This window comes from Streptomyces sp. NPDC085866 (assembly GCF_044541035.1).
Lineage (GTDB): Bacteria > Actinomycetota > Actinomycetes > Streptomycetales > Streptomycetaceae > Streptomyces.
Map to the genome: position 1 here is coordinate 655683 of NZ_JBITSQ010000002.1, position 21614 is coordinate 677296.

The following is a 21614-nucleotide window of genomic DNA, read 5'->3' on the forward strand; positions in this document are numbered from 1 at the left end:
CGTGGCCGCGGCGGCAGATGCTCAGGGCGCGGCCGTCCTGTGCTCGAACACCATCTCCCGTGCCGTGCCCAGGGCCGTCGCCACCGCGCCCAACAGGACCGCGTCCTCACCCAGTCGGCTGGGTGCGAGCTTCGGCCGCAGCGGAGTCAGCGTGCGCAGATGTTCCCGTACCGGTCGCAGCAGCAGGTCCACGCTGTGGCCCACGCCGCCGCCGAGCACGACGAGGTCCGGGTCGAGCACCGCGGCCGCGGCCGCCACGGTGTGCGCGATCCGCTCGCCCTCCAGCTCCACAGCCTGCACCGCGGCCGTGTTGCCCTGCCGGGCCGCGTCGAACACGGCCTTCGCCGTCAGCTGCCCGCGCATCCCGAAGTGCCGGGCCGCCTCCACGACGGCCACCCCCGACACCGCGTCCTCCAGCCGCTCCGGCTTCTGCCGGCCGGGCCACGGCAGGAACCCGATCTCCCCGGCCAGCCCGTGCGCTCCCGTGAACAGCCGTCCCTCGCTGACGACTCCCATGCCGAGACCGGTGCCGATCAGGATGTACGCGAACAGCCGGCTGCCCGCGCCGACCCCGTACGTGTACTCGCCGAGGGCGGCCAGGTTGGCGTCGTTGTGCACCTCGAGCGGTATGCCCAGCTCCCCGCGCAGGCGGTCGAGCAGCCCCGCGCGGCCCCACCCCGGCAGATGCATCGCGTAGCGCACCCGCCGCTGCTTCTCGTCGTAGACCCCGGGCGTGCCCACCACGCCGTGCACCACCTCCGCCGGGTTCACCCCGGAGTTGGCGACGACCTGGCGGGCGGTGCCCACGACCAGGTCGGCGAGGGCGTCCGCGCCGCGGGCGGGGTTGCGCACATCGGACCGGGCGACCACCGTGCCGTCCAGATCGGCCAGCGCGACCCGCAGCCAGCTGCGGCCTATGTCGACGCCGAGCGCGTAACCGGCGGCCGGGTCGGGTGCGTACAGCACGGCGACGCGCCCGCGCTCGGGGGCATGGGTGCCGACCTCGTGCACGAGGCCGGCCGCCGCCAGTGAGGCGAGCGCGCTGGAGACCGTCGGCTTGGACAGGCCGGTCTCCCGGGCCAGCTGGGCACGCGAGGCGGCGCCGGCGTGGCGCAGCCGGTCGAGGAGCAGCCGTTCGTTGGCGCTGCGCAGCCGCCGTCGGCTCCAGGGCTGTTCGTGCTGCTCTACGGCGTCGCTGGCGGGCATCGCACCATTCTCACGCATTACTCACGCATGCTTGACGTATCTAGTAAGGCTCCTTAACTTTATCGGCCATCCCGCCTCCTCCGGCAGACCCCTCTCCGTGCCTCGCGTCAGGAGCCCCCATGTCCGGTAACCCGCCACCCTCCGGTGGCTTCGTCCGCCGTGTCGGCCTGTTCCAGGCCACGGCCATCAACATGAGCCAGATGTGCGGCATCGGCCCGTTCGTGACGATCCCGCTGATGGTCGCCGCGTTCGGCGGCCCCCAGGCGGTCATCGGATTCGTCGCGGGCGCCGTGCTGGCCCTGTGCGACGGGCTGGTGTGGGCCGAGCTGGGCGCCGCCATGCCCGGCTCCGGCGGCAGTTACGTCTACCTCCGCCAGGCCTTCCAGTACCGCACCGGCCGGCTGATGCCGTTCCTGTTCGTGTGGACGGCGATGCTCTTCATCCCGCTGATCATGTCCACCGGCGTGGTCGGTTTCGTCCAGTACCTGGGCTACCTCGCCCCCGACCTCGGCCGGACCTCGGGCGACCTGATCGGCCTCGGCGTCATCGCCCTCGTCGTGCTGCTGCTCTGGCGCGGCATCGAACACATCGCCCGCATCACCGCCGTGATGTGGACCGTGATGATCGCCTCGGTCCTCCTGGTGATCGTCGCCGCGGCCACGGACTTCAGCCCGCACCGGGCCTTCACCTACCCGGCGCACGCCTTCGACCTCACCTCGAACCACTTCTGGCTCGGCTTCGCCGCGGGCCTGACCATCGGCATCTACGACTACCTCGGCTACAACACCACCGCCTACATGGGCGCCGAGATCAAGGACCCCGGCCGCATCCTGCCGCGCTCCATCCTCTTCTCGATCCTCGGCATCATGGCGATCTACCTGCTCCTGCAGATCGGCACGCTCGGCGTCCTCGACTGGCACCGCATGGCCGACCCGAAGGACATCGCCTCCACCTCCGTGGCTTCCGCGGTGCTGGAGGAGACCTGGGGCAAGGGTGCCGCCGACACGGTCACCGTCCTCATCCTGATCACGGCCTTCGCCTCGGTCTTCACCGGCCTGCTCGGCGGCTCCCGCGTTCCCTACGACGCGGCCCGCGACCGGGTCTTCTTCCGCCCGTACGAGAAGCTGCACCCGAAGCACCGCTTCCCGATGCTGGGCCTGGCGACCATGGGCGTGATCACCGCGGTCGGCTTCCTGATCGGCCGCCACACCGACCTCGCCACGCTGATCCAGCTGCTCACCACGGTGATGGTGATCGTCCAGGCGCTGGCCCAGATCATCGCCCTCTCCGTCCTGCGCAAGCGGCAGGCGACCCTGCGCCGTCCTTACCGGATGTGGCTCTACCCGCTCCCGAGCATCGTGGCCTTCGCCGGCTGGTGCGTGATCTACGCCTACGCCGACAAGAACTCCCCGGGCCGTCACCCCATCGAGTGGTCCCTGGCCTGGCTGGTCCTCGGCTGCGTGGCCTTCCTGATCTGGGCACGGCTGGAGAAGGTGTGGCCGTTCGGGGCGAGGGAGATCAGCGAGGAGTACCTGGCCGGCCGGGGCCCGGACACCGCACCCGCGGCGGTCTGAACGGCTCCTGCGCCGTGCACCTCTGACCAGGCGTCACCCGGGGTCCGCGGGTGATCCCCGTACGTCGGGTCAGGCCGGCTGCGGCTCCCCTTCGTGCCCTGCCGTGCGTCAAGGCCTGCCGTACGTGTCAGGTAACGGACGCCTGCGGCGGTCCATTCGAATCGGTGCACATACCCCCACTCGGCCATCGAATCCGAAGGAAGGTCTGCGACCCTGCCTGGGTCTTCAAGGCGACGAGGCTGGCCCGCCCGGGCGGACCAGCCTCGCGCTTCTCTTTCGTGGCCTTCACTTCCTTCGATGGGTGCTCCCTTCCTCGTGTCCTGTCCTTATGGCTCGTGTCCGGCCCTTACGGCCTGGGGACGCTCTTCGCTGCCGTGCCGGCGCACATCAGCCCGAGGAGGACGGCCAGCGCGCCGATGATGACGTTGTTGAGGATCACGCCGGTGTCCGGGCTGCTGCCCACGACCCACGGCGCGATGATCATCCAGACCCCGATGGCGCAGATGGCCCAGCTGAGGCCGTACATCCGGTCGGGGGTCGAGGTGAACCCGAGTGCCAGCAGGCCTATCGCGATGCCCATGATCAGGTTGTGCGTCGCGAGTGCGGGCTGGCTCGTCGTGTAGTGCAGAATCCACGGAGATGCCGCGCAGTACAGGCCGAGCAGGAACACCGGCCCGTCCACCAGTGCCACATCACGACCACCGACAATGCGGGCGTAGCGTTCCCGCATTTCGGATACATCGGGGTGGGTTGTCATGTCACCCCTGTGCGACACGTTGGCCATGACTCGTCTCCTTCATGACTTCAGGCCTGACCGCGCCTGCGGTGGTATGCGGTAAGCGCCGCTTCTACGCATTCTGCTCTTATTTCTCCCTTATGTGTAGGGCTCGGGAACTCTCGCCCTCGGCCCGTCCCACCTGCGAAGAAGATCCGCGACCGGCCAATCCGTACGTCATGCAGCTTCGGATTACCCGCGACAACCGTGAAGGCGGCCGGGCGGAGGAAGAACGATGGCGCAGAGGGAACGGCGGCGCGTCGCCGTCGTGGGCAGCGGAGTGGCGGGCCTCACCGCGGCGTACGTGCTCACCCGCACCCACCACGTCACCCTGTACGAGGCGGACAACCGGCTCGGCGGGCACGCCCACACCCACGACCTGTCCTCGCAGGACGGCCTGGTGCACCGGGTCGACTCCGGCTTCATCGTGCACAACCGCCGCACCTACCCGAACCTGCTCCGGCTCTTTCGCGAACTCGACGTCGCCACCCAGGAGTCGGAAATGAGCATGTCCGTCCGGTGCGAGGGCTGCGGACTGGAGTACGCCGGAGCCCGGGGACCCGCGGGACTGCTCGCCCGGCCGCTGAACGCCGCGCGCCCCGCGTACCTGCGCATGCTCACCGAGGTGCCGGCCTTCCATCGCGCGGCCCGGCGGCTGCTCGCCCGGGGCGCCGACGGCGCCCTCACCCTGGGCGGCTTCCTCGACCGGGAAGGCTTCTCGGCCTACTTCCGGGCGCACTTCATGACTCCGCTGGTGGCGGCGGTGTGGTCCTGCGACGCGGTCACCGCCCTGCGGTACCCGGCCGCCCACCTGTTCCGCTTCCTGGAGCACCACGGGATGCTCGCGGTGGGCGGCTCGCCGGTGTGGCGCACGGTGACCGGCGGCTCGCGCACCTACGTCGACCGGATCGCCGAGCGCCTCCACACCGTCCGCACCGCGACTCCCGTGCGTGCCGTGAGCCGGCGCACCGACGGGGCCGACGTCGTCACCGGGGACGGAGCCGCGCAGACCTTCGACGCCGTCGTGATCGCCGTACACCCCGACCAGGCGCTGCGACTGCTGGCCGACGCCACCCCTGGGGAGAAGGAGGTACTCGGAGCCTTCCGCTACTCCCGCAACGCCACACTCCTGCACACCGACACCGCGCTGCTGCCCCGCGCCCGTGGAGCCCGCGCCTCCTGGAACTACCTCATGCCGGCGTGCGCGGCGCCCGCCGACCGGGTGCGCGTCAGCTACGACATGAACCGCCTCCAACGCCTCGACGCCGAGGAGACGTTCGTGGTCACGCTCGGCGGCGAGGACCGCGTCGACCCCGACCGGGTCCTCGCCCGCATGACCTACGAGCACCCCGTGTACACGCCCGAGTCGGTCGCCGCGCAGCAGCGGCTGCCCGAGCTGAACACGGCCGTCACCGCCTACGCGGGCGCCTACCACGGCTGGGGTTTCCACGAGGACGGATGCCGCTCCGGGGCCCGCGCCGCCGAGGTCCTCGGGGCGCGGTGGTGACTCGCGCCCCCGCCCTCTACCCGTGCACGATCACGCACGTACGCACCGCGCCCACCCGTTACGCGCTGCGCCACCGCACCTACCTGTGGCTGATCGACCCCGACCGGCCGCCCCGGCTGCCGCGCGCCCTGCGCCCGCTGGCCCGCTTCGACCCCCGCGACCACTTCGCGGGCGACCAGCCGTCCGTGCGGGCGGCCCTGGACGCCTTCCTCGCCGCACGGGGAATCCACCTCGCCGGGGGACCGGTCGCCATGCTCACCCAGGCGCGCGTGCTCGGGTACGTCTTCAACCCGCTCACCCTCTACTGGTGCCACGACCCGGACGGCGAACTCCGCTGCGTGGTCGCGGAGGTGCACAACACCTACGGCGAGCGGCACTGTTACCTGCTCCGCCCGGACGGGGCGGGGGCAGCAGGCGCCGACAAGGCCTTCTACGTCTCGCCGTTCTTCCCCGTCGACGGCCGCTACCGCATGCGCCTGCCGGAGCCCGGGGACCGGCTCCGACTCACGGTCCGCCTGGAGCGGGCCGGGACCCGGCCCTTCACCGCAACCGTTCACGGCTCCCGGCGCGAAGTGACCGCGGGGGTGCTGTTGCGGCTGGCCCTGCGGCACCCCCTGTCCACCCTCGCCGTGTCGGCCGCCATCCGTCTGCACGGCATCCGCCTGTACCTGCGGGGACTGCCCGTCCAGCCCCGCCCCGACCACCGCACCCCGGAGAACGTCACATGACGACAGCCGAACTCCGTCCCCCCGCCGTCGATCCGGCGCGCTGGCCCGACGTGGCCGCTCCGCCGAGGGCGGCGTGGCCGCGGACCGCCGCGGCCGGGGCCCTCGTACGCCGGGCCCTGGGACGGCTGCCCCTGTGGGTGCGCTACGCCGGGGACGAGCCCGTCGGCCGGGGCGGGCCGGTGCTGGACGTGCTCGACCCCCGCGCCTTCCACGCCCGCATCGGGTCCCGGGGCCTGATCGGCTTCGGTGAGTCGTACATGGCCGGGGAGTGGGACGCACCCGACCCGGTCGCCGCCCTCACGGTGCTGGCCTCCCACGCCGCCGACCTCGTCCCGGAACCGCTGCAGCGCCTGCGCCGGCTGTGGGCGCCGCGCCGGCCCGGCGGCCAGCGCAACACCCCCGACGCCGCCCGCAGCAACGTCAGCCGCCACTACGACCTGTCCAACGACCTGTTCGCCCTCTTCCTCGACGACACCCTCACCTATTCGTCGGCGGTCTTTCGGAGCTTCCCCGCACGCCAGGACCTGCTGGCATCCGCCCAGCACCGCAAGATCGACCGGCTGCTCGACCTCGCCGGGGCCGGCGCCGGAACCCGTCTGCTGGAGATCGGCACAGGTTGGGGCGAACTCGCCCTCAGGGCCGCCGCCCGGGGCGCCCACGTCACCTCCCTCACCTTGTCGCAGGAGCAGCGCGACCTCGCCCGCAACCGTGTCCGCGCGGCCGGCGCCGACGACCGGGTCCGCATCGAACTGTGCGACTACCGCGAGGCGCGCGGCACCTACGACGCCGTCGTCAGCGTGGAGATGGTCGAGGCGGTCGGCGCCGAGTTCTGGCCCCGCTACTTCCGTACGCTCGACGAACGGCTGGCCCCGGGCGGCCGGGTCGCACTCCAGGCCATCACCATGCCGCACGACCGCATGCTGGCCACCCGCGACACGTTCACCTGGATCCAGAAGTACATCTTCCCCGGCGGCCAACTGCCCTCCACCGAGGCCGTCGAGCACACCGTCCGGGACCACACCCGGCTCACCCTCACCCGGCGCGACGGCTTCGGAGCCCACTACGCCGAGACCCTGCGCCTGTGGCGGGAGCGCTTCACCGAGCGTGCCGACGCGGTGGCCGCCCTCGGCTTCGACGACACCTTCCGACGCATGTGGACCTTCTACCTCGCCTACTCCGAGGCCGGATTCCGCTCCGGCTATCTCGACGTCCAGCAGTACCTGTTCACCAAGCCGACCGAGAAGGAGCTCTCCCGATGACCGTCCCGCGCCGCGCACGCAGCGGCTCCGCCCACCGGCTCGCCGCGCTCGCCGAGAACGCCCTCGGTGCTCCCCTCCCGGTACGGCTGCGCACCTGGGACGGCAGCGAGACGGGCCCGGCCGACGCTCCGACGGTCGTCGTACGCTCCAGGCGCGCGCTGCGCCGACTGCTGTGGGACCCCGGCGAACTCGCCCTCGCCCAGGCCTATGTGACCGGTGAGCTCGACATCGAGGGCGACCTGGCCGAAGGCTTGCGCGCGATCTGGGCCGCCGCCCGGGAGCGGGGACTGCGCCCGCCACGGCTCACCCTCGCCGACCGGGCACGCGCCGCCCGGACCGCCCTGCGACTGGGCGCAGTCGGACCGCGACCCGCCGCGCCTGCCTCCCAGGCACGCCTGCGCGGCGGCCTCCACAGCAAGGACCGCGACCGCGCCGCGATCAGCCACCACTACGACCTGTCGAACGACTTCTACGCCCTGCTCCTCGACGAGACCATGGCGTACTCCTGCGGCTACTGGGCGAGCGAGAAACCCGGTTTCTCCCCCGCGGACGCGCAGCGCGCCAAGCTGGAGCTGATCTGCCGCAAGCTGGCCGTCGTCCCCGGAGCCCGGCTGCTCGACATCGGCTGCGGCTGGGGCTCGCTCACCCTGTACGCGGCCGAACGGCACAAGGCCCAGGTCACCGCGGTCACCCTGGCACGCGAACAGGCCGAGTACGTGAGGGAACAGGTCCGGCGGCGCGGCCTGGAACCGCGGGTCGACGTCGTGTGTCAGGACTACCGGGACATCGACACAGGCTCCTACGACGCCGTCGCCACCGTCGAGATGGGCGAGCACGTGGGAGACGCCGAGTACCCGGGCTTCGCCGGCCTTCTGCACCGGCTGGTGCGGCCCTGTGGGCGCGTGCTCGTGCAGCAGATGTCCCGGGGCCACGCCGCTCCCGGTGGCGGGGCCTTCATCGAGGCCTGCATCGCCCCCGACATGCACATGCGGCCGCTCGGCGAGACCGTCGGGCTGCTGGAGGCCGCCGGTCTGGAGGTGCGCTCCGTCGAGTCGCTGCGCGAGCACTACGTGCGCACCGTCGAGGCCTGGCACCGCACGCTGGAGGAACGCTGGGCGGACGTCGTGCGCCTGGTCGGCCAGGAGACCGCCCGGGTCTGGCGGCTCTACCTGGTGGGCGGGGCGCTCGCCTTCGAGGAGGGGCGGATGGGCGTCGACCAGATCCTGACCGTGCGGCGCACCCGGGACGGGCGCAGCGGCATCCCCCTCACCCCGGGGGGCTGGTACACGGCTCTGGAGGACCTGTGAGCGGATTCCCCTGGGGCGCCTTCGCGCTCAACCTCGGCTGGGCGGCCTGTGCCGTGTCCGCCGTGCTCCTCGCCACCTTCGCCGTGGCCGTACGGGGCGGCGTGCACCGGGTGGTCGACGTCGCGTGGGGGCTCGCGTTCACCGCCGTGGCCCTCGTGACCTGCGCGGCGTCGGCCGGTGAGGGCGACACCGGGCGCCGGATCCTGGTCGCCGCTCTCACCTCGGTGTGGGGTGTGCGGCTCGCCGTCCACATCGCCCGGCGCGGGCGGGGCACGGGCGAGGACCCGCGCTACACGGCCCTGCTGGCCAAGGCGCCCGGCAACCGCGACCTGTATGCGCTGCGCATGGTGTACCTCCTCCAGGGCGCCCTGGTGTGGCTGATCTCCCTGCCCGTGCAGGCCGCGTCCTACGTGCCCTCGGGGATGACGGCGTTCGCCTGGGCCGGCGCGGCGCTCTGGGCGGTCGGTCTGTTCTTCGAGGCCGTCGGCGACGCCCAGCTGGCCCGCTTCAAGGCGGACCCCGCCCACCGCGGCCGGGTGATGGACCAAGGACTGTGGCGCTACACCCGGCACCCCAACTACTTCGGCGACTTCTGCGTGTGGTGGGGACTGTTCCTCATCGCCTGCGACTCGGGCGCGTCGGCGGCGGTGTCCGTCGTGTCCCCCCTCGTGATGAGCCTCCTGCTCATCAAGGGAAGCGGCAAGCCGCTCCTGGAGCGGCACATGGCGCAACGGCCCGGCTATGCCGAGTACGCGGCCCGGACGAGCGGGTTCCTGCCCCGGCCGCCCCGCAGGCGCGGGTGAGCGGGACGGCCGGCCCGCTCAGGCCGGCAACGGCAGCAGGGCGACCGGCACGGACGTGGGCGCGTGCGACCCGCCGACAGGCACCACCGTGATCCCCAGACCGGAGGCGCCGTCGACGGACCCCTTCATCACCACGGCCTGGCTGCGACGGTGAGGATCCATCAGCCCGGCGTCGCGCATCGTGCCGACGGCGTCGAACCACAGCTGGTAGACCTTGCCGGGCGGCGGCTCGGCCATCCCGGTGACCAGGAACGCGGCCCGGTCGCGACGCTCGGACACGACGACCGTCCCCGTCGCGCCGCCCGCCAGCCGCGCCGTGCGGGTGCGGGCGTCCGGGGCCGCGAGGACGGCGGCCAGCTCGCCGGCGTCCTCGCGCACCTCGCGCGCCCGGTCGCGGGCGTCCTGCGCGCGTTCGTGCTGCCACACAGCCGTGCCGCCCAGCGCGCCCGCCACCACGAGACAGGCCGCAAGCGCCCGGCGCATCGGCCGGTGCGCACGGCGCCCGGAGCGGCCGGAGCGGGCGATGGACAGGGGACGTGGCGCGTCCTGACGCACCCCGGCGACCCTCAGCAGCACCTCTTCCCTGAACCCGGGGCGCGGTACGACGGCGCCGGTGAGACCGAGCCGCGCCGCGGTGGCCTCGAACTCGGCGACCTCCCGGCCACAGGCCGCACATTCCCTCAGGTGCCGTTCGAACGCGTCGCGTTCCTCGTCGTCCAGGGCGTGCAGGGCGTAGGCACCCGTCAAGGTGTGCACATCGGCGGCGATCAAGCGCTCACACCCAGACAGCCGCGCAGCCGCACCAGCCCGTCCCGCAGTCGGGTCTTGACCGTGCCGAGCGGTAGCGCGAGGTCCTCGGCGACCTGCCGGTACGTCAGTCCCCCGTAGTAGGCGAGGATCACGGCCTGGCGCTGGATCCGCGTCAGGGTGCGCAGACAGCGCCGCAGCTGCTCCCGCTCCAGGCGCGCCTCCACCTCCTCGACCACCTCGTCGTACTCCGGCATCCGGTCCAGCAGGGCCGCTCGCTGCTCCCTGGCCGCGGACGCCTCCGCCGAGCGCACCCGGTCCACGGCCCGCCGATGGGCGAGGGTGAGGATCCAGTTGACGGCCGTGCCGCGGTCGCGGCGGTAGCGGGGAGCGGTGCGCCATATCTCCACCAGCACCTCCTGGGCGACCTCCTCCGACTGCGCCCGGTCCCGCAGCACACCGTGCACGACCCCGAGGACGGAGCCCGCCACGGCGTCATGGAGCGCGGCGAAGGCTTCCCGGTCGCCCAGGGCCACCGCGTGCAGCAGCCCCTGCGGATCCGGCTCCGACGACGGGTTCCCGCCGATGTGCACGGCCTGTTTCACGAGCGGGTCCTCCGGGAGTGCGACGGGTCCGGGCGGCATCCGGTGCCTGGGCGTCGGCGGACGTGTGCGCGGGCCGTGAACCGCACACCGCGGTCACGGGGAACGCCCCCGAAGAGCGCCGACCCTCTTCGGGGGCGGTGGGAGGGAGGCGCCTTCGCGCTCCCCGCCGGCAGCCGTCCGGCGGACCGGTGCTGCGTCACCCACTTCCGGTGCCGGGGCCGGGACGGATGCACCCGGACCTCCGGGCCCGGGACCGGCGTTCGTGCAGGGCCCCGGCCACGGCCTGCCACAACCCGGGCGGCGGCACCATCACGTCGTCGTCGGGCGAGGCGGCCCGCCCCGCCGCCACGACCCGGCGCAGCTCGCCCAGTGCCGCGCGGCACGCCCTGCACCGCGTGACGTGCGCGAGGGCACGGGCGAGGTCCGCGTCCCCTGCGGCATGCGCCTCGTCCAGGGCGATCGACGCCAGGTCGTCGGGCGGCACGTGCCCCTCCGGGTCCGCGTCGGCCATGTCCCACCTCCGAGGAGCTGCCGGTCCGCACTCCTCTTCCGGGCCGGCGGCCCGTACGGATGCGCGACAGGGCCGCATGTGCGGCCCCGGCCCAACAGGGCGGGGCAGCGGGTGGGTGTCGAGCACGGTTCCACATATCGCATCGTTTCTGCATCGTCCTGCGAGACGGGCGGCTCAGGCGCCTGTGTGCCCGTCCGGTCGCTCCCCTTCCAGCCGCCGCCGCAACTGGTGCAGTCCCCGGCGCGCGTGGCTCTTGACCGTGCCGAGCGGCCATCCCGTGCGCGCCGCGATCTGGGTCTGGGTCAGGTCCTCGTAGAAGGCCAGCCGCAGCACTCGCCGTTGCGCCTCCGGGAGCCGGTCCAGCTCGTGCCGCACCAGCACCCGGTCGAGAGCGGCCTCGGGCTGCCCCGCCCGGGCGTCGACCAGCGACAGGGCCGAGCCGGCAGCCGCGACCAGGTCGCTGCGCCGGGTCCGGGCGGAGAGCGCGTCGGCGATCTTGCGTCGGGTGATGCCGACGATCCAGCCGCCCAGCGGGCCGCGCTCGGGCCGGTACCCGTGCCGCCCGCGCCACACGCCGAGAAACACCCGCTGGGTGACGTCCTCGGCCTCGCCTCGGTCGCCCAGCGAACGCCAGGCCAGCGTGTACACCAGGGGGGACCAGCGGCGGAAGGCCGCCGCCAGGCACGCGTCGTCGCCCGCGACCAGGCCGCGCGCCAGCTCCTCGTCGTCGAACGACTTCTCCACGGGCGCCCACCGGGGCGTCTGCCCGGCCAGGTCCCGCGCGCTAGTCGAGGCCACGGCGGTGACCGGATACGGCGTCATGACCACGGCTCCTCACGTGCGGCGGGTCCGTCCGGACCGCCTGGCGGCCACCGGAGACCGCGGCGGCCTCGGACGTCCCCCGGAGTCCCTCCCGGTGCCGTCATCGTGTGAGCCCGAGCACGAGGTCATCAACTTGCATCGATTCTGCGTCGTATAGTCGGTCCCGTGGCAGCGCACACGGGCGAGTACGAGGGTGACGAGGAGCCGCGCGGCGCGGCGGGGCCGCTCCCGCCGGGCGTCGACACCGGGCTGACCAGCGGCGCCCTCGCCCGGCGGCTCGGCGTGTCACCGACCACGCTGCGGTCCTGGGACCGCCGGTACGGCATCGGCCCTGCCGTGCGCGCGGACGGCAGACACCGGCGCTGGACACCTCGGGACGTGGCGATGCTGGAGACGATGTGCCGGCTGACCTCGGCCGGTGTCCCGCCCGCCGAGGCGGCCCGCGCGGCCCGGGAGGGGGTGGACGCTCCCGGCGGCAGCGCGACGCCGGAGCCCGGGCCACGCCCGCCCGCCACTCCCACGCGTTCCCGGGCGGCCGGCACGCTGCCCCTCGGGGATGTGCGCCAGGAGTGCCGCGGGCTCGCCCGCGCCGCGGTGCGGCTCGACGCGAGCGCCGTGGACGAGCACCTGGAGGCCGCGGTGGCCGCGCACGGCCTCGACGTGGCCTGGCAGGAGGTGATGGTGCCGACCCTGCACGCCGTGGGACGCAAATGGGCTTCGTCGGGGGATCGTTATGTGGAGGTGGAGCACCTGCTGTCCTGGCACGTCTCCACCACCCTGCGCCGGTGCACCCGGCCGCCCGCCCCCGCCCCCGACACCGGTGCCGGCCCCGTGCTCCTGGCCTGCGTGCCCGGCGAACAGCACACCCTGCCGCTGGAGGCACTGAACGCCGGGCTGAGCGAACTCCGTGTGCCCACCAGGATGTTCGGCGCCGCCGTGCCGGCCGAGGCGCTCACCTCCGCGGTACGGCGGCTGGGCCCCGCCGCGGTGGTGCTGTGGGCGCAGGCCCGTTCCTCGGCGAGCCTCCCGCTGGCCCAGCACATCGCCGCCATCGAGTGGGGCGTCAAGGGCGCGCGCGGCCGGCCACTGGTGCTGCTGGGCGGCCCGGGCTGGTCCGGTCGCCCGACCCGGGGGATGGCGCGCCCGACGAGCCTGCGCGAGGCGCTCGACACGCTGGACGGCATCCACCGGGCCACCGTGCGGCGCGAGTCGCGCTGACCCGAGCGGGCATACGGCGCATCCGTCGCACCGGCACGGCGGGAAGAAGTTACGGAGGCACACGCCGTCGACGGCGTACGCCCCCGCCCGGGACCCTCCCGGGCGGCCCGCCCGGACGGGCCGGGAGCAGGCCGGCGGACGGTCTGCCGACGGCCCGGAGAAGGAGGCTCCCGTGCCGACGACATCGGCTCCCTGGGACGTCCTGGTGATCGGCGCGGGCGTCGCCGGACTCGCCTGCGCCGCTGATCTGCTCGCGGCGGGCCTCGCCGTGCGCGTCGTCGAGGCGTCCGACGGGGTCGGCGGCCGGATGCGCACCGACCGGGTGGACGGCTTCGTCGTCGACCGGGGCTTCCAGGTGTTCAACACTTCCTACCCGCAGGCGAGGAAGCGCCTGGTCCTGCGCGATCTGCGCCTGCGGCCCTTCACCCCGGGCGTCCTGGTGCACTCCGACCGTGGCCGGCAGCGCTTCACCGACCCCACCCGGCGCCCCCGCTCCCTGCCCGACCTCCTGCCCGGCCGGCTGGCCGGCCCTCGCGACCTGGTCGCCCTCGCCGCCCTGTCGGCCCGCGACCTGCTCGCCCCGGTCGGACAGGTGAAGCGCTCCGCCGACCGCACCACCCGCACCGCGCTGGCGGAGGCGGGTGTGTCCGAGGAACTCGTCGAGCGCTTCTTCCGCCCCTTCCTCGCGGGCGTCTTCCTGGAGGACGAACTGGAGACCTCCAGCCGGTTCTTCCACCTGGTCTGGCGGAGCATGCTGCGCGGCACCCTGTGCCTGCCCGCCGAGGGCATCGCAGCGGTGCCTCTGGCGCTGGCCGCCTCGCTGCCGCCCGGGACCGTCCGTCTGGAGACGCCCGTCGCACGGCTCACCGACGAGGGAGCCGAGACCGTGGACGCCGAGCCGCTGCCCGCCCCCTGCGTGGTGGTCGCGACCGGCCCCGGCCCGGCGGCCGCACTGCTGCCCGGCATCGACGTCCCCGCCACCCGGACCGTCACGACGTATTACCACGCGGCCCCCCGCTCGCCCCTGCGCGAACCCTCCCTGCTCGTCGACTGCCGGCGCCGCGTGCTCAACACCTGCGTGCTCAGCGAGGTCGTACCCGGTCACGCCCCCGCAGGTGCGGCCCTGGTCGCCACCTCCGTCCTGGGCACGGACTCCGACGGCCGGGCGGGCATCGTCGGGCAGACCCTGACCGAGATGTACGGCACCGACACCGGCCGCTGGGACCTGCTGACGGTCCGTACGGTCGCCGACGCCCTGCCCGCCATGCCCCCGCCGCAGCCGCTCAGCCGCACCACCCGTGTGGCGCCCGGGCGGTACGTGTGCGGCGACCACCGGGCCACCGGATCGGTGCAGGGCGCGCTGGCCTCGGGGGCCCGGGCCGCGCGCGAGGTGCTGCGCGACCTCGGTCGCTGACGCCGACAGGGGCGCTCGGGGTGGAGCGTCCCCGCGTCGTTCCTCCTCGCGCAGCGGTTCTCCCGGGCCCGCCGGCCGGACCAGGCCGCGCGCCGCCTGCGCCGGGCGGGGGTTGCGCTCCAGCCGGTCGCGGTGACGGTGCAGGAAGGCCCCGGCCGGCCGGTGCGCCATGAACCGCCGCAGCGCGGCCGGCGCCTCCCGGCGGGTGACGGGGAACAGCCGAGGGCCAGTCACCCACGAAACGGATGCCGTCCTCGCGCTCCCGACGGTCCACGTCACCGCGGCGCACCCAGAGGTGGAAGTCCTCCTGGCGCAGCCGCCCGCCCCCGCCCCCCGCCCCCGCGTCCATGGACGCAGGCCCGGAAGGCGTCGTGCGGGACGGGGAAACCGCGGGCGGGCAGGACGGCGACGTCGCCGAGCGAGCGGCCCAGGCGCAGGGCGGCGTGCGAGGTGGGGTGACACACCGTGGACGGGTCGTTCCCTCCGAGGGCCTCGCGTGGACCGTCCCGGTAGGTCCCGGCCCGTACGCACCGCACCCGGTCGCCGAGTTCGGCGGCGCGGTGCCGCATCGCCGACACCACCAGGTGGGCCTCGGCCCGGTGGAAGCGCCGGCGGCGGAGGACGGACCGTGCCTCGACCATCACGACCGGCGCGGCACGGTCGGGTCCGCCCCCGCCGGGAGTCAGGAAGCGCGGTCCGAGCCGGTCGCCGAAGAGCCGGTGCGGGATGCCACGGTCTTCGCTCCTCAGCTGTCGCGTCCGCGGGCCCGCCGGAACCGCTCCAGGCCCTCGGGCAGGCCGATGAGGGGGTCCGGGTAGTCGACCGCGGCCCGCTCCAGGCCCTGGAGCTTCCACGGTTCGTGCACCGACGGGCCGTCCACCTGTTCCAGTTCGGGCACCCAGCGGCGCACGTACGTGCCGTCCGGGTCGTAGCGCTTGGCCTGGGTGACCGGGTTGAGGACGCGGTTGGGGCGGGTGTCGGTGCCGGTGCCGGCCATCCACTGCCAGTTGAGCTGGTTGTTGGCGACGTCCCCGTCGACCAGGAGGTCCAGGAAGTACCGGGCGCCCACCCGCCAGTCGACGTAGAGCGTCTTGGCCAGGAAGCTCGCGGCCAGCAGCCGGCCGCGATTGTGCATCCAGCCCTCGTACCGCAACTGGCGCATCGCCGCGTCGACGATCGGATAGCCGGTACGGCCCTCCCGCCACGCCTCGATGTCCGCCCGGGCCGTCCGCTCCGTGCGCCAGCGGTCGTGCTTGGTGCGGTAGTCGGCACCGGCCGCGGCCGGCCGTGCCGCCAGGACCTGGCGGTGGAAGTCGCGCCAGGCGAGCTGCCGTACGAAGGCCTCGGCGCCCGGCCCGCCCGCCTTCCGGGACCGGTGGACCAGCTCGACGGGGGAGAGCGTGCCGAAGTGCAGATGCGGGGAGAGCCGGGATGTCGCGTCGCCGGCCAGGTCGTCGTGGCGGTCCTCGTAGGCGTCGATGCCCTCGCGCAGCCAGGCGCCGAACCGCTTGCGGCCCGCCGTCTCCCCGCCCTCGGCCAGCCCCTCGGACACACCCGGGACGCCGTTCCGGGACGGCAGCTCCACGGACCCGATGCCCTCCGGCACCCGGATCGTGCGCGGCGCGGCCAGCGGGTCGCGCAGCCGCTGCTGCGACCACTGCCGGAAGTACGGAGTGAACACCGCGAAGTGGTCCGAGGAGGCCGGCGTCACCGCGCCGGGCACGAGGGCCGTGGTCACCGTGTCGTGGACGTGCAGCCTGCGCCCGTCGGCCTCCAGGGCCCGGCGCAGCCGCTCCTCCCGGCGGTGCGCGTACGCGCTGACGTCGGCGGCCATGTGCACCTCGTCGGCGTCCGCCTCGGTGACCACCTTGCACACCTCCTCGACCAGGTCGCCGGAGCGGAGCACGAGCCGCCCGCCGCGCTCGCGCAGCCCCGAGTCGAGATCGCGCAGGCAGTCGGCGAGGAAGGCCAGCCGGTTGGGCGCCGCGAACCCGGCCGCGTCCACCCCGCGATCCCGCACGAAGAGCGGAACCACGTGCCGCGCCCCGTCCAGCGCGGCCCGCAGCGGCGGGTGGTCGTGCAGACGCAGGTCGGCGGTGAACAGGACGACCGAGACGTTCATGGCGCGGCTCCGGGACGAGACGGGGTGGACGGTGAACTGCTTCCCGCTCGCGCGGCCCGGCGGATGCGGGGTGTCAGCGCCCGGGCGCGCATTCCTTCTCCTGGGTGACCCGGGCCCCGGCGGCGGCGCGCGCGATGTTGCGGGCCATGCCACCGAACACCACGGCGTGGAACGGTGAGACGCTCCACCAGTAGGCCTGGCCGAGCAGCCCGTGCGGATGGAACAACGCGCGTTGCCGGTACCGGCTGCGCCCGGGGCCATCCCGTTCCACCCACATCTCCAGCCAGGCCGGCCCCGGCAGCCGCATCTCCGCCCGCAGCCGCAGCAGATGCCCCGGCTCGATCTCCTCCACCCGCCAGAAGTCCAGCGAGTCGCCGACCCGCAGCCGCTGCGCGTCCCGGCGGCCACGGCGCAGCCCGACCCCGCCCACCAGCCGGTCCAGCCAGCCGCGCACCGCCCAGGCGAGCGGGAAGGAGTACCAGCCGTTCTCGCCGCCCACGCCCTCCACGACCCGCCACAGCGCCTCGGGCGGGGCGTCGACCTCGGTCTCCCGCACATCCGTGTACAAGCTGCCGCCCGCCCAGTCGGGGTCGGTGGGCAGCGGGTCGCTGGGAGCGCCCGGCAGCGCCGCCGAGGACCAGCGGGTGGCCACCTGTGCGTCACGGACGCGCTGCAGGGCCAGCCGGACCGCTTCGTCGAAGGGGAGCGGATGTCCGGGCGGGTACGGCACGTAGTCCTCGATGTCGTGCTCGTGGCAGACCACTTCGTGGCGCAGCGACTCCGTCAGCGGTCGGGCGATCGACGCCGGGACGGGCGTGACGAGGCCCACCCAGTGGCTGGAGAGGCCGGGGGTGAGCACCGGCACGGACAGGATGAGCCGGCGCGGCAGGTTCGCCACCGCCGCGTAACGGATCATCATCTCCCGGTAGGTGAGGACGTCCGGGCCCCCGACGTCGAAGGCGCGGTGCACGTCCGCCGGCATGTCCGCGCTGCCGACCAGGATCCGCAGCACGTCCCGTACGGCGATGGGCTGGATGCGGGTGTGCACCCAGCTCGGGGTCACCATCACGGGCAGTCGCTCGGTGAGGTAGCGCAGCATCTCGAAGGAGGCCGAGCCGGATCCGATGATCACCGCCGCGCGCAGCACCGCGGTGGGCACGCCCGAGTCCAGCAGGATGCGGCCGACCTCGGCACGGGACCGCAGATGCGGCGACAGCTCCCGCTCGGGCACGCCTTCGGGGGTGAGCCCGCCCAGGTAGACGATGCGGCGCACACCGGCCGCCCGGGCCTGCTCGCCGAAGACGCGGGCCGCCCTGCGGTCGGTCTCCTCGAAGTCGTCGCCCGTGCCCAGCGCGTGCACCAGGTAGTAGGCCACGTCGACGCCCCGCATCGCCTCGGCGACGGAGTCCGCGTCGGTGACGTCACCGCCCACCACCTCGACGTCGCCCGCCCAGGGATGGTCGCGCAGCTTGCCGGGCGAGCGGGCCAGGCAGCGCACGCGGTGGCCCGCGCCCAGGAGCTCCGGGACGAGCCGGCCGCCGATGTACCCGGTACCGCCGGTCACCAGGCAGAGCCTGCCTGCGTGGGTGTCGTCACCCTGCATCGGATCGCGCCTTTCGTCTCGACGGCGGGGACATGTGCCGGGTCCCCTCGATGGATCCCTTCCACACGCGGACGCCGTCCGGATGCGCCCCGGCTCCGCCCGGCCATCGGTCGTCGATGCGCACGACGTGCCCCTTGTCCGGACCCTCGGGACTTTGCATGCGCGGGCCCAGGACGGTCAGCCGGGTTCCCCGGTGCCCGCGGTCGGGGTTCGGCCCAGGGCCCGGGCCCGGCGTACGAACGTGTCGTGCAGGTCCCGCGCCGACCTCGGTACGGACTCCGTCCGGCGGCGACGCAGCATCACGTGGACCCCGGTGGCGTGCACGGCGAGCGGCCGGTACGTGATCAGGCCGATGCGCTCCAGCGGATCTCCGGCCACGCTGAAGTCGGGCAGCACCGTCGCACCGAGCCCCTCGGCCACCATCAGCCTCCGTCCGTGGAACAGGAGAAGGCCGGTGCGCGCCCCTCCAGCAGGCGGTGCACGTAGCGGTGCATCACATAGCCGGCCCGCATCGCGGTCAGCGGCACGGTCGCCGCGTTGAGTGTGCCGACGTGCACCATGCGACTGATCCGGTGCTGCTCACCCGCCGCCTCCCGCAGCCGGTCCACCGCCTCCAGCACACCGACGATGTACGGCAGCAGCTCCCGGCCGGCCGCGCTCATGGTTGCGCCCGACCGCTTGCGCTCCAGCAGGTCGACGTCCAGCTTCCGCTCGAGGTTGCGCACAGTCTCACTCACGCGGGCTGCGACAGGCGCAGTCGTCGGCCGCCCGGCGCAATGAGCCGAGCCGGGTCACGGCCGCGATGTATTCCAGTTGTTCCGTCCGCGCCGCCGCAGAATGCGCGGTCGGCCGAACCGGGTTCAAGGGATTCCCTGTCACACCTTCGTGAAATTCAATGGTCCGCGATACGAGACCGGTCGGGTTTTCCTTGACGATCCTCGCGGGCGGCTGCCACGATCGACGGCATGATGATGCGACTGGACCTCACGCGGCGACGCCATGTCGACCTCGCGCGCGTCTCCAGCGCCTCCTGTTGCGCCGCGGCCTGATCGTCCGATCCCTTCTCCGATCCGCCGCGAATCCTCGCTCTTCCTTCCCGCACCGCTCGAATTCTCCTGGCGTTCGACCCGCACGGAATTCGGCGTACCCGGAACATCACCGAGCAATTCCGCAACTGGAGTTCAGCATGTCCGCGCCCGTGAAATTCACCGCCGAGAACAACGGCTTCGACCACGCCCTCAGCCAGGTCCGCCACGTGGCCGGTCACGGCGCCGAGCACCAGCGCGAGTCCACCGGCTTCGGCCTCGACCTCCTCCACCACCACGAGGAGGTCGAGAACTTCGGCAAGCGCGTGCTGCCCCTCGTACGGGAACTGGAGGCCGGGCTCCCGGCGTCCGGGCCCGGGTCCGTGCCCGCCCACGCCTGACTCCCTCCCGTCCTGTGCCCGTCCCGTACGGGTGCCCCGTACCGAGAAAGAGGCTCTTCATGGCCACCGTCCTGTCCGTCTCCGGCAGTCCTTCCGCCTCCTCGCGCACCGGCCGCCTGCTGCGTCATCTGGACCAGCGGCTGGTCGCCCAGGGCCACGACGTGGTTCCGCTCGACGTCCGCACCATCCCGGCCGAGGCGCTGCTGGGCGCGGACTTCCGGCACCCGGCCATCGTGGCGGCGACCGAGCTGTTCGCCCGTGCCGACGGCGTCGTGGTCGGCACGCCCGTCTACAAGGCGTCGTACTCCGGAGTCCTCAAGGCGCTCCTCGACCTGCTGCCGCAGTACGCGCTCGCCGGCAAGACGGTCCTGCCGCTCGCCACCGGGGGCTCCACCGCACACGTCCTCGCCATCGACTACGCGCTGCGCCCGGTCCTGAACTCCATGGGCGCCGGCCACATCGTCCAGGGCTGGTTCACCCTCGACAAGGACATCACCGTGCGAGAGGACGGCTCGCTCACCGTCGCCCCGGCCACCGCCGAGGCCCTGGGGCAGATCGTGGACCAGTTCTCGGCGGCTCTGCACCGCACCCCGGTGCTGGCGGCGGCGAGCTGAGCTCCACGGCCGGACCTGCCATCGCCGACGACGCGGCGGCGCTCGCGGTCGCCGCGGCCCCGGCCGGGGAGTTCCTGGTGGGGGCCGTAGGGAAGCGGAGCGGCGGGCGGGACAACGAACGGCGTTTGCCGCGGGCCGAGTCGGACCTGCTGCCCGTATCCGGCCCGCTCTGACCCACGCACCCGAACGGAGACCCGCGTGTCCCTCACCTTCCACTGGTTTCTCCCCACCAACGGCGACAGCCGGCACGTCGTCGGCGGCGGCCACGGCACCCCGGCCACCGCCTCCGGCCGGGACCGGCCGCCGACCGTGGCCTACCTGAGCCAGATCGCGCGGGCCGCCGAGGACCTGGGTTTCATCGGCGCGCTCACTCCCACCGGCGCCTGGTGCGAGGACGCCTGGCTGACCACCGCCATGGTCAGCCGGCACACCGAGCGGCTGAAGTTCCTGGTCGCCCTCCGGCCCGGCCTCGTCTCACCGACGCTCGCCGCGCAGATGGCGTCCACCTTCCAACGGCATTCCGGCGGACGGCTGTTGCTCAACGTGGTCACCGGCGGCGAGAGCCAGGAGCAGCGGGCCTACGGCGACTTCCTCGACAAGGACGACCGCTACCGCCGTACCGGAGAATTCCTCCGGATCGTACGGGAGTTGTGGGACGGCAAGAGCGTCGACCTGCACGGGGAGCACCTCCACGTCGAGGGCGCGAAGCTGAGCCGGGTGCCCGATCCCGTGCCCGAGGTCTACTTCGGCGGCTCCTCGCCCATCGCCGGTGAGATCGCAGCCCGGCATGTCGACGTCTATCTGACCTGGGGCGAGCCGCCCGCGCAGGTCGCGGAGAAGATCGCCCGGATCAGGGCGCTGGCCGCGCGGCACGGCCGTACCCTGCGCTTCGGTGTCCGGCTGCACGTCATCACCCGGGACACCTCCGAGCAGGCCTGGGCCGAGGCGAACCGGCTGCTCGACGGCTTCGACGCGGAGACCGTACGGTCAGTCCAGGCGGGTCTTGGCCGCAGCGAGTCCGAGGGGCAGCAGCGCATGCTCGCCCTGCACGGCGGCAGCCGCGACGCGCTGGAGATCCACCCCAACCTGTGGGCCGGCATCGGCCTGGTGCGCGGGGGCGCGGGCACGGCCCTGGTCGGCAGCCACGAGGAGGTCGCCGAGCGGGTCAAGGAGTACCACGCCCTCGGCATCGAGGAGTTCGTGCTCTCCGGCTACCCGCACCTGGAGGAGGCGTACTGGTTCGGCGAGGGCGTACTGCCCCGGCTCGCCGCACAGGGGCTGTGGCGGCATCCCGCCGGCGAGCCGACGGATCCCTCGGTACGGGTGCCGTCGGGGCGCTGACCAGGTGAGCAACTCCGCCTGGCAGACTGCGG

General features: G+C 73.5%; 20 protein-coding genes and 2 pseudogenes. 12 read left to right on the plus strand and 10 right to left on the minus strand.

The window, feature by feature from the left end; translation table 11 throughout:
• Positions 1–21 precede the first annotated feature (21 nt).
• Positions 22–1206: an ROK family protein gene (locus ACIF83_RS06260; protein ID WP_398138196.1), complete on the minus strand. Its 1185-nt coding sequence runs from the start codon at positions 1204–1206 to the stop codon at positions 22–24.
• A 119-nt stretch (positions 1207–1325) separates the two neighbouring features.
• On the opposite strand from ACIF83_RS06260, the gene ACIF83_RS06265 reads away from it, so the two are divergent.
• Complete coding sequence (locus ACIF83_RS06265) at positions 1326–2780, plus strand: APC family permease (protein ID WP_399723861.1); 1455 nt, start codon at positions 1326–1328, stop codon at positions 2778–2780.
• Positions 2781–3126: 346 nt separating this feature from the next.
• On the opposite strand, the gene ACIF83_RS06270 is transcribed toward ACIF83_RS06265, so the two are convergent.
• Complete coding sequence (locus ACIF83_RS06270) at positions 3127–3564, minus strand: SPW repeat protein (protein WP_393476889.1); 438 nt, start codon at positions 3562–3564, stop codon at positions 3127–3129.
• A gap of 226 nt (positions 3565–3790) precedes the next feature.
• On the opposite strand from ACIF83_RS06270, the gene ACIF83_RS06275 reads away from it, so the two are divergent.
• The 5 genes from ACIF83_RS06275 to ACIF83_RS06295 are packed head-to-tail and all read left to right on the plus strand — an operon-like array spanning position 3791 to position 9159.
• Positions 3791–5062, plus strand: coding sequence for an NAD(P)/FAD-dependent oxidoreductase (locus ACIF83_RS06275; protein WP_399723864.1), 1272 nt, complete (start codon positions 3791–3793; stop codon positions 5060–5062).
• Positions 5014–5790 (plus strand): DUF1365 domain-containing protein, encoded by a 777-nt coding sequence (locus ACIF83_RS06280; RefSeq protein WP_399723867.1) that lies wholly within the window; start codon positions 5014–5016, stop codon positions 5788–5790. The genes ACIF83_RS06275 and ACIF83_RS06280 overlap by 49 nt, the downstream gene beginning before the upstream one ends.
• Positions 5787–7049 carry a class I SAM-dependent methyltransferase gene (locus tag ACIF83_RS06285; protein WP_399723870.1) on the plus strand — a complete coding sequence of 421 codons (1263 nt, stop codon included), beginning with the start codon at positions 5787–5789 and terminating at the stop codon, positions 7047–7049. The genes ACIF83_RS06280 and ACIF83_RS06285 overlap by 4 nt, the downstream gene beginning before the upstream one ends.
• Positions 7046–8356 (plus strand): class I SAM-dependent methyltransferase, encoded by a 1311-nt coding sequence (locus tag ACIF83_RS06290; protein WP_399723873.1) that lies wholly within the window; start codon positions 7046–7048, stop codon positions 8354–8356. The genes ACIF83_RS06285 and ACIF83_RS06290 overlap by 4 nt, the downstream gene beginning before the upstream one ends.
• On the plus strand, positions 8353–9159 hold the full coding sequence (locus ACIF83_RS06295) for a DUF1295 domain-containing protein (protein ID WP_393476877.1): 807 nt from the start codon (positions 8353–8355) through the stop codon (positions 9157–9159). The genes ACIF83_RS06290 and ACIF83_RS06295 overlap by 4 nt, the downstream gene beginning before the upstream one ends.
• Positions 9160–9177: 18 nt before the next feature.
• Here the strand turns inward: ACIF83_RS06295 and ACIF83_RS06300 are convergent, their stop codons facing one another.
• The 4 genes from ACIF83_RS06300 to ACIF83_RS06315 all read right to left on the minus strand — a co-directional run bounded on the left by ACIF83_RS06300 (position 9178) and on the right by ACIF83_RS06315 (position 11844).
• Positions 9178–9930: an anti-sigma factor domain-containing protein gene (locus tag ACIF83_RS06300; RefSeq protein WP_399723876.1), complete on the minus strand. Its 753-nt coding sequence runs from the start codon at positions 9928–9930 to the stop codon at positions 9178–9180.
• Positions 9927–10511, minus strand: coding sequence for an ECF RNA polymerase sigma factor SigK (gene sigK / locus ACIF83_RS06305; protein WP_393476872.1), 585 nt, complete (start codon positions 10509–10511; stop codon positions 9927–9929). The genes ACIF83_RS06300 and sigK overlap by 4 nt, the downstream gene beginning before the upstream one ends.
• A 196-nt stretch (positions 10512–10707) precedes the next feature.
• Positions 10708–11022, minus strand: coding sequence for a hypothetical protein (locus ACIF83_RS06310; RefSeq protein WP_393476870.1), 315 nt, complete (start codon positions 11020–11022; stop codon positions 10708–10710).
• 174 nt (positions 11023–11196) lie between these two features.
• The gene (locus ACIF83_RS06315; protein ID WP_393476868.1) at positions 11197–11844 is read right to left on the minus strand and encodes a sigma-70 family RNA polymerase sigma factor; all 648 of its coding nucleotides are present in this window, start codon (positions 11842–11844) and stop codon (positions 11197–11199) included.
• A 249-nt stretch (positions 11845–12093) separates the two neighbouring features.
• On the opposite strand from ACIF83_RS06315, the gene ACIF83_RS06320 reads away from it, so the two are divergent.
• Positions 12094–13062 (plus strand): MerR family transcriptional regulator, encoded by a 969-nt coding sequence (locus ACIF83_RS06320; RefSeq protein ID WP_393477525.1) that lies wholly within the window; start codon positions 12094–12096, stop codon positions 13060–13062.
• A 172-nt stretch (positions 13063–13234) separates the two neighbouring features.
• Entirely contained in the window at positions 13235–14476 is a 1242-nt protein-coding gene (locus ACIF83_RS06325; protein WP_399723881.1) for an FAD-dependent oxidoreductase, read from the plus strand.
• 275 nt (positions 14477–14751) lie between these two features.
• Here ACIF83_RS06325 and ACIF83_RS06330 read toward each other — a convergent pair whose 3' ends face one another.
• From ACIF83_RS06330 to ACIF83_RS06345, 4 genes and pseudogenes are all read right to left on the minus strand, one after another.
• Positions 14752–15120: a hypothetical protein gene (locus tag ACIF83_RS06330; RefSeq protein ID WP_393476864.1), complete on the minus strand. Its 369-nt coding sequence runs from the start codon at positions 15118–15120 to the stop codon at positions 14752–14754.
• Between the two features lie 101 nt (positions 15121–15221).
• The gene (locus ACIF83_RS06335) at positions 15222–16598 is read right to left on the minus strand and encodes a cryptochrome/photolyase family protein (RefSeq protein WP_393476861.1); all 1377 of its coding nucleotides are present in this window, start codon (positions 16596–16598) and stop codon (positions 15222–15224) included.
• A 73-nt stretch (positions 16599–16671) separates the two neighbouring features.
• Complete coding sequence (locus tag ACIF83_RS06340) at positions 16672–18201, minus strand: SDR family oxidoreductase (RefSeq protein WP_399723885.1); 1530 nt, start codon at positions 18199–18201, stop codon at positions 16672–16674.
• 177 nt (positions 18202–18378) lie between these two features.
• Positions 18379–18996 (minus strand): annotated as a pseudogene (locus ACIF83_RS06345) (LysR family transcriptional regulator).
• Positions 18997–19172: 176 nt separating this feature from the next.
• Here ACIF83_RS06345 and ACIF83_RS06350 point away from each other — a divergent pair.
• From ACIF83_RS06350 to ACIF83_RS06365, 4 genes and pseudogenes are all read left to right on the plus strand, one after another.
• Positions 19173–19250, plus strand: coding sequence for a putative leader peptide (locus tag ACIF83_RS06350; protein WP_350786652.1), 78 nt, complete (start codon positions 19173–19175; stop codon positions 19248–19250).
• Between the two features lie 248 nt (positions 19251–19498).
• Positions 19499–19627: pseudogene (locus ACIF83_RS06355) on the plus strand (dimethyl sulfone monooxygenase SfnG); the annotation flags it as partial.
• 59 nt (positions 19628–19686) lie between these two features.
• Positions 19687–20241, plus strand: a complete 555-nt coding sequence (ssuE, locus tag ACIF83_RS06360; protein WP_393476857.1) for an NADPH-dependent FMN reductase — start codon at positions 19687–19689, stop codon at positions 20239–20241.
• A 198-nt stretch (positions 20242–20439) separates the two neighbouring features.
• Positions 20440–21582 carry an LLM class flavin-dependent oxidoreductase gene (locus ACIF83_RS06365; protein ID WP_399723889.1) on the plus strand — a complete coding sequence of 381 codons (1143 nt, stop codon included), beginning with the start codon at positions 20440–20442 and terminating at the stop codon, positions 21580–21582.
• Positions 21583–21614 lie beyond the last annotated feature (32 nt).

Bases quoted from the DNA above. Each gene is read 5' to 3' on its own strand.
- ACIF83_RS06340 (WP_399723885.1), bottom strand. From the start codon at position 18,201: ATGCAGGGTGACGACACCCACGCAGGCAGGCTCTGCCTGGTGACCGGC.
- ACIF83_RS06260 (WP_398138196.1), bottom strand. From the start codon at position 1,206: ATGCCCGCCAGCGACGCCGTAGAGCAGCACGAACAGCCCTGGAGCCGA.
- ACIF83_RS06265 (WP_399723861.1), top strand. From the start codon at position 1,326: ATGTCCGGTAACCCGCCACCCTCCGGTGGCTTCGTCCGCCGTGTCGGC.
- ssuE (WP_393476857.1), top strand. From the start codon at position 19,687: ATGGCCACCGTCCTGTCCGTCTCCGGCAGTCCTTCCGCCTCCTCGCGC.
- ACIF83_RS06285 (WP_399723870.1), top strand. From the start codon at position 5,787: ATGACGACAGCCGAACTCCGTCCCCCCGCCGTCGATCCGGCGCGCTGG.
- ACIF83_RS06310 (WP_393476870.1), bottom strand. From the start codon at position 11,022: ATGGCCGACGCGGACCCGGAGGGGCACGTGCCGCCCGACGACCTGGCG.
- ACIF83_RS06275 (WP_399723864.1), top strand. From the start codon at position 3,791: ATGGCGCAGAGGGAACGGCGGCGCGTCGCCGTCGTGGGCAGCGGAGTG.
- ACIF83_RS06315 (WP_393476868.1), bottom strand. From the start codon at position 11,844: ATGACGCCGTATCCGGTCACCGCCGTGGCCTCGACTAGCGCGCGGGAC.
- ACIF83_RS06280 (WP_399723867.1), top strand. From the start codon at position 5,014: ATGCCGCTCCGGGGCCCGCGCCGCCGAGGTCCTCGGGGCGCGGTGGTG.
- ACIF83_RS06270 (WP_393476889.1), bottom strand. From the start codon at position 3,564: ATGGCCAACGTGTCGCACAGGGGTGACATGACAACCCACCCCGATGTA.
- ACIF83_RS06335 (WP_393476861.1), bottom strand. From the start codon at position 16,598: ATGAACGTCTCGGTCGTCCTGTTCACCGCCGACCTGCGTCTGCACGAC.
- ACIF83_RS06350 (WP_350786652.1), top strand. From the start codon at position 19,173: ATGCGACTGGACCTCACGCGGCGACGCCATGTCGACCTCGCGCGCGTC.
- ACIF83_RS06290 (WP_399723873.1), top strand. From the start codon at position 7,046: ATGACCGTCCCGCGCCGCGCACGCAGCGGCTCCGCCCACCGGCTCGCC.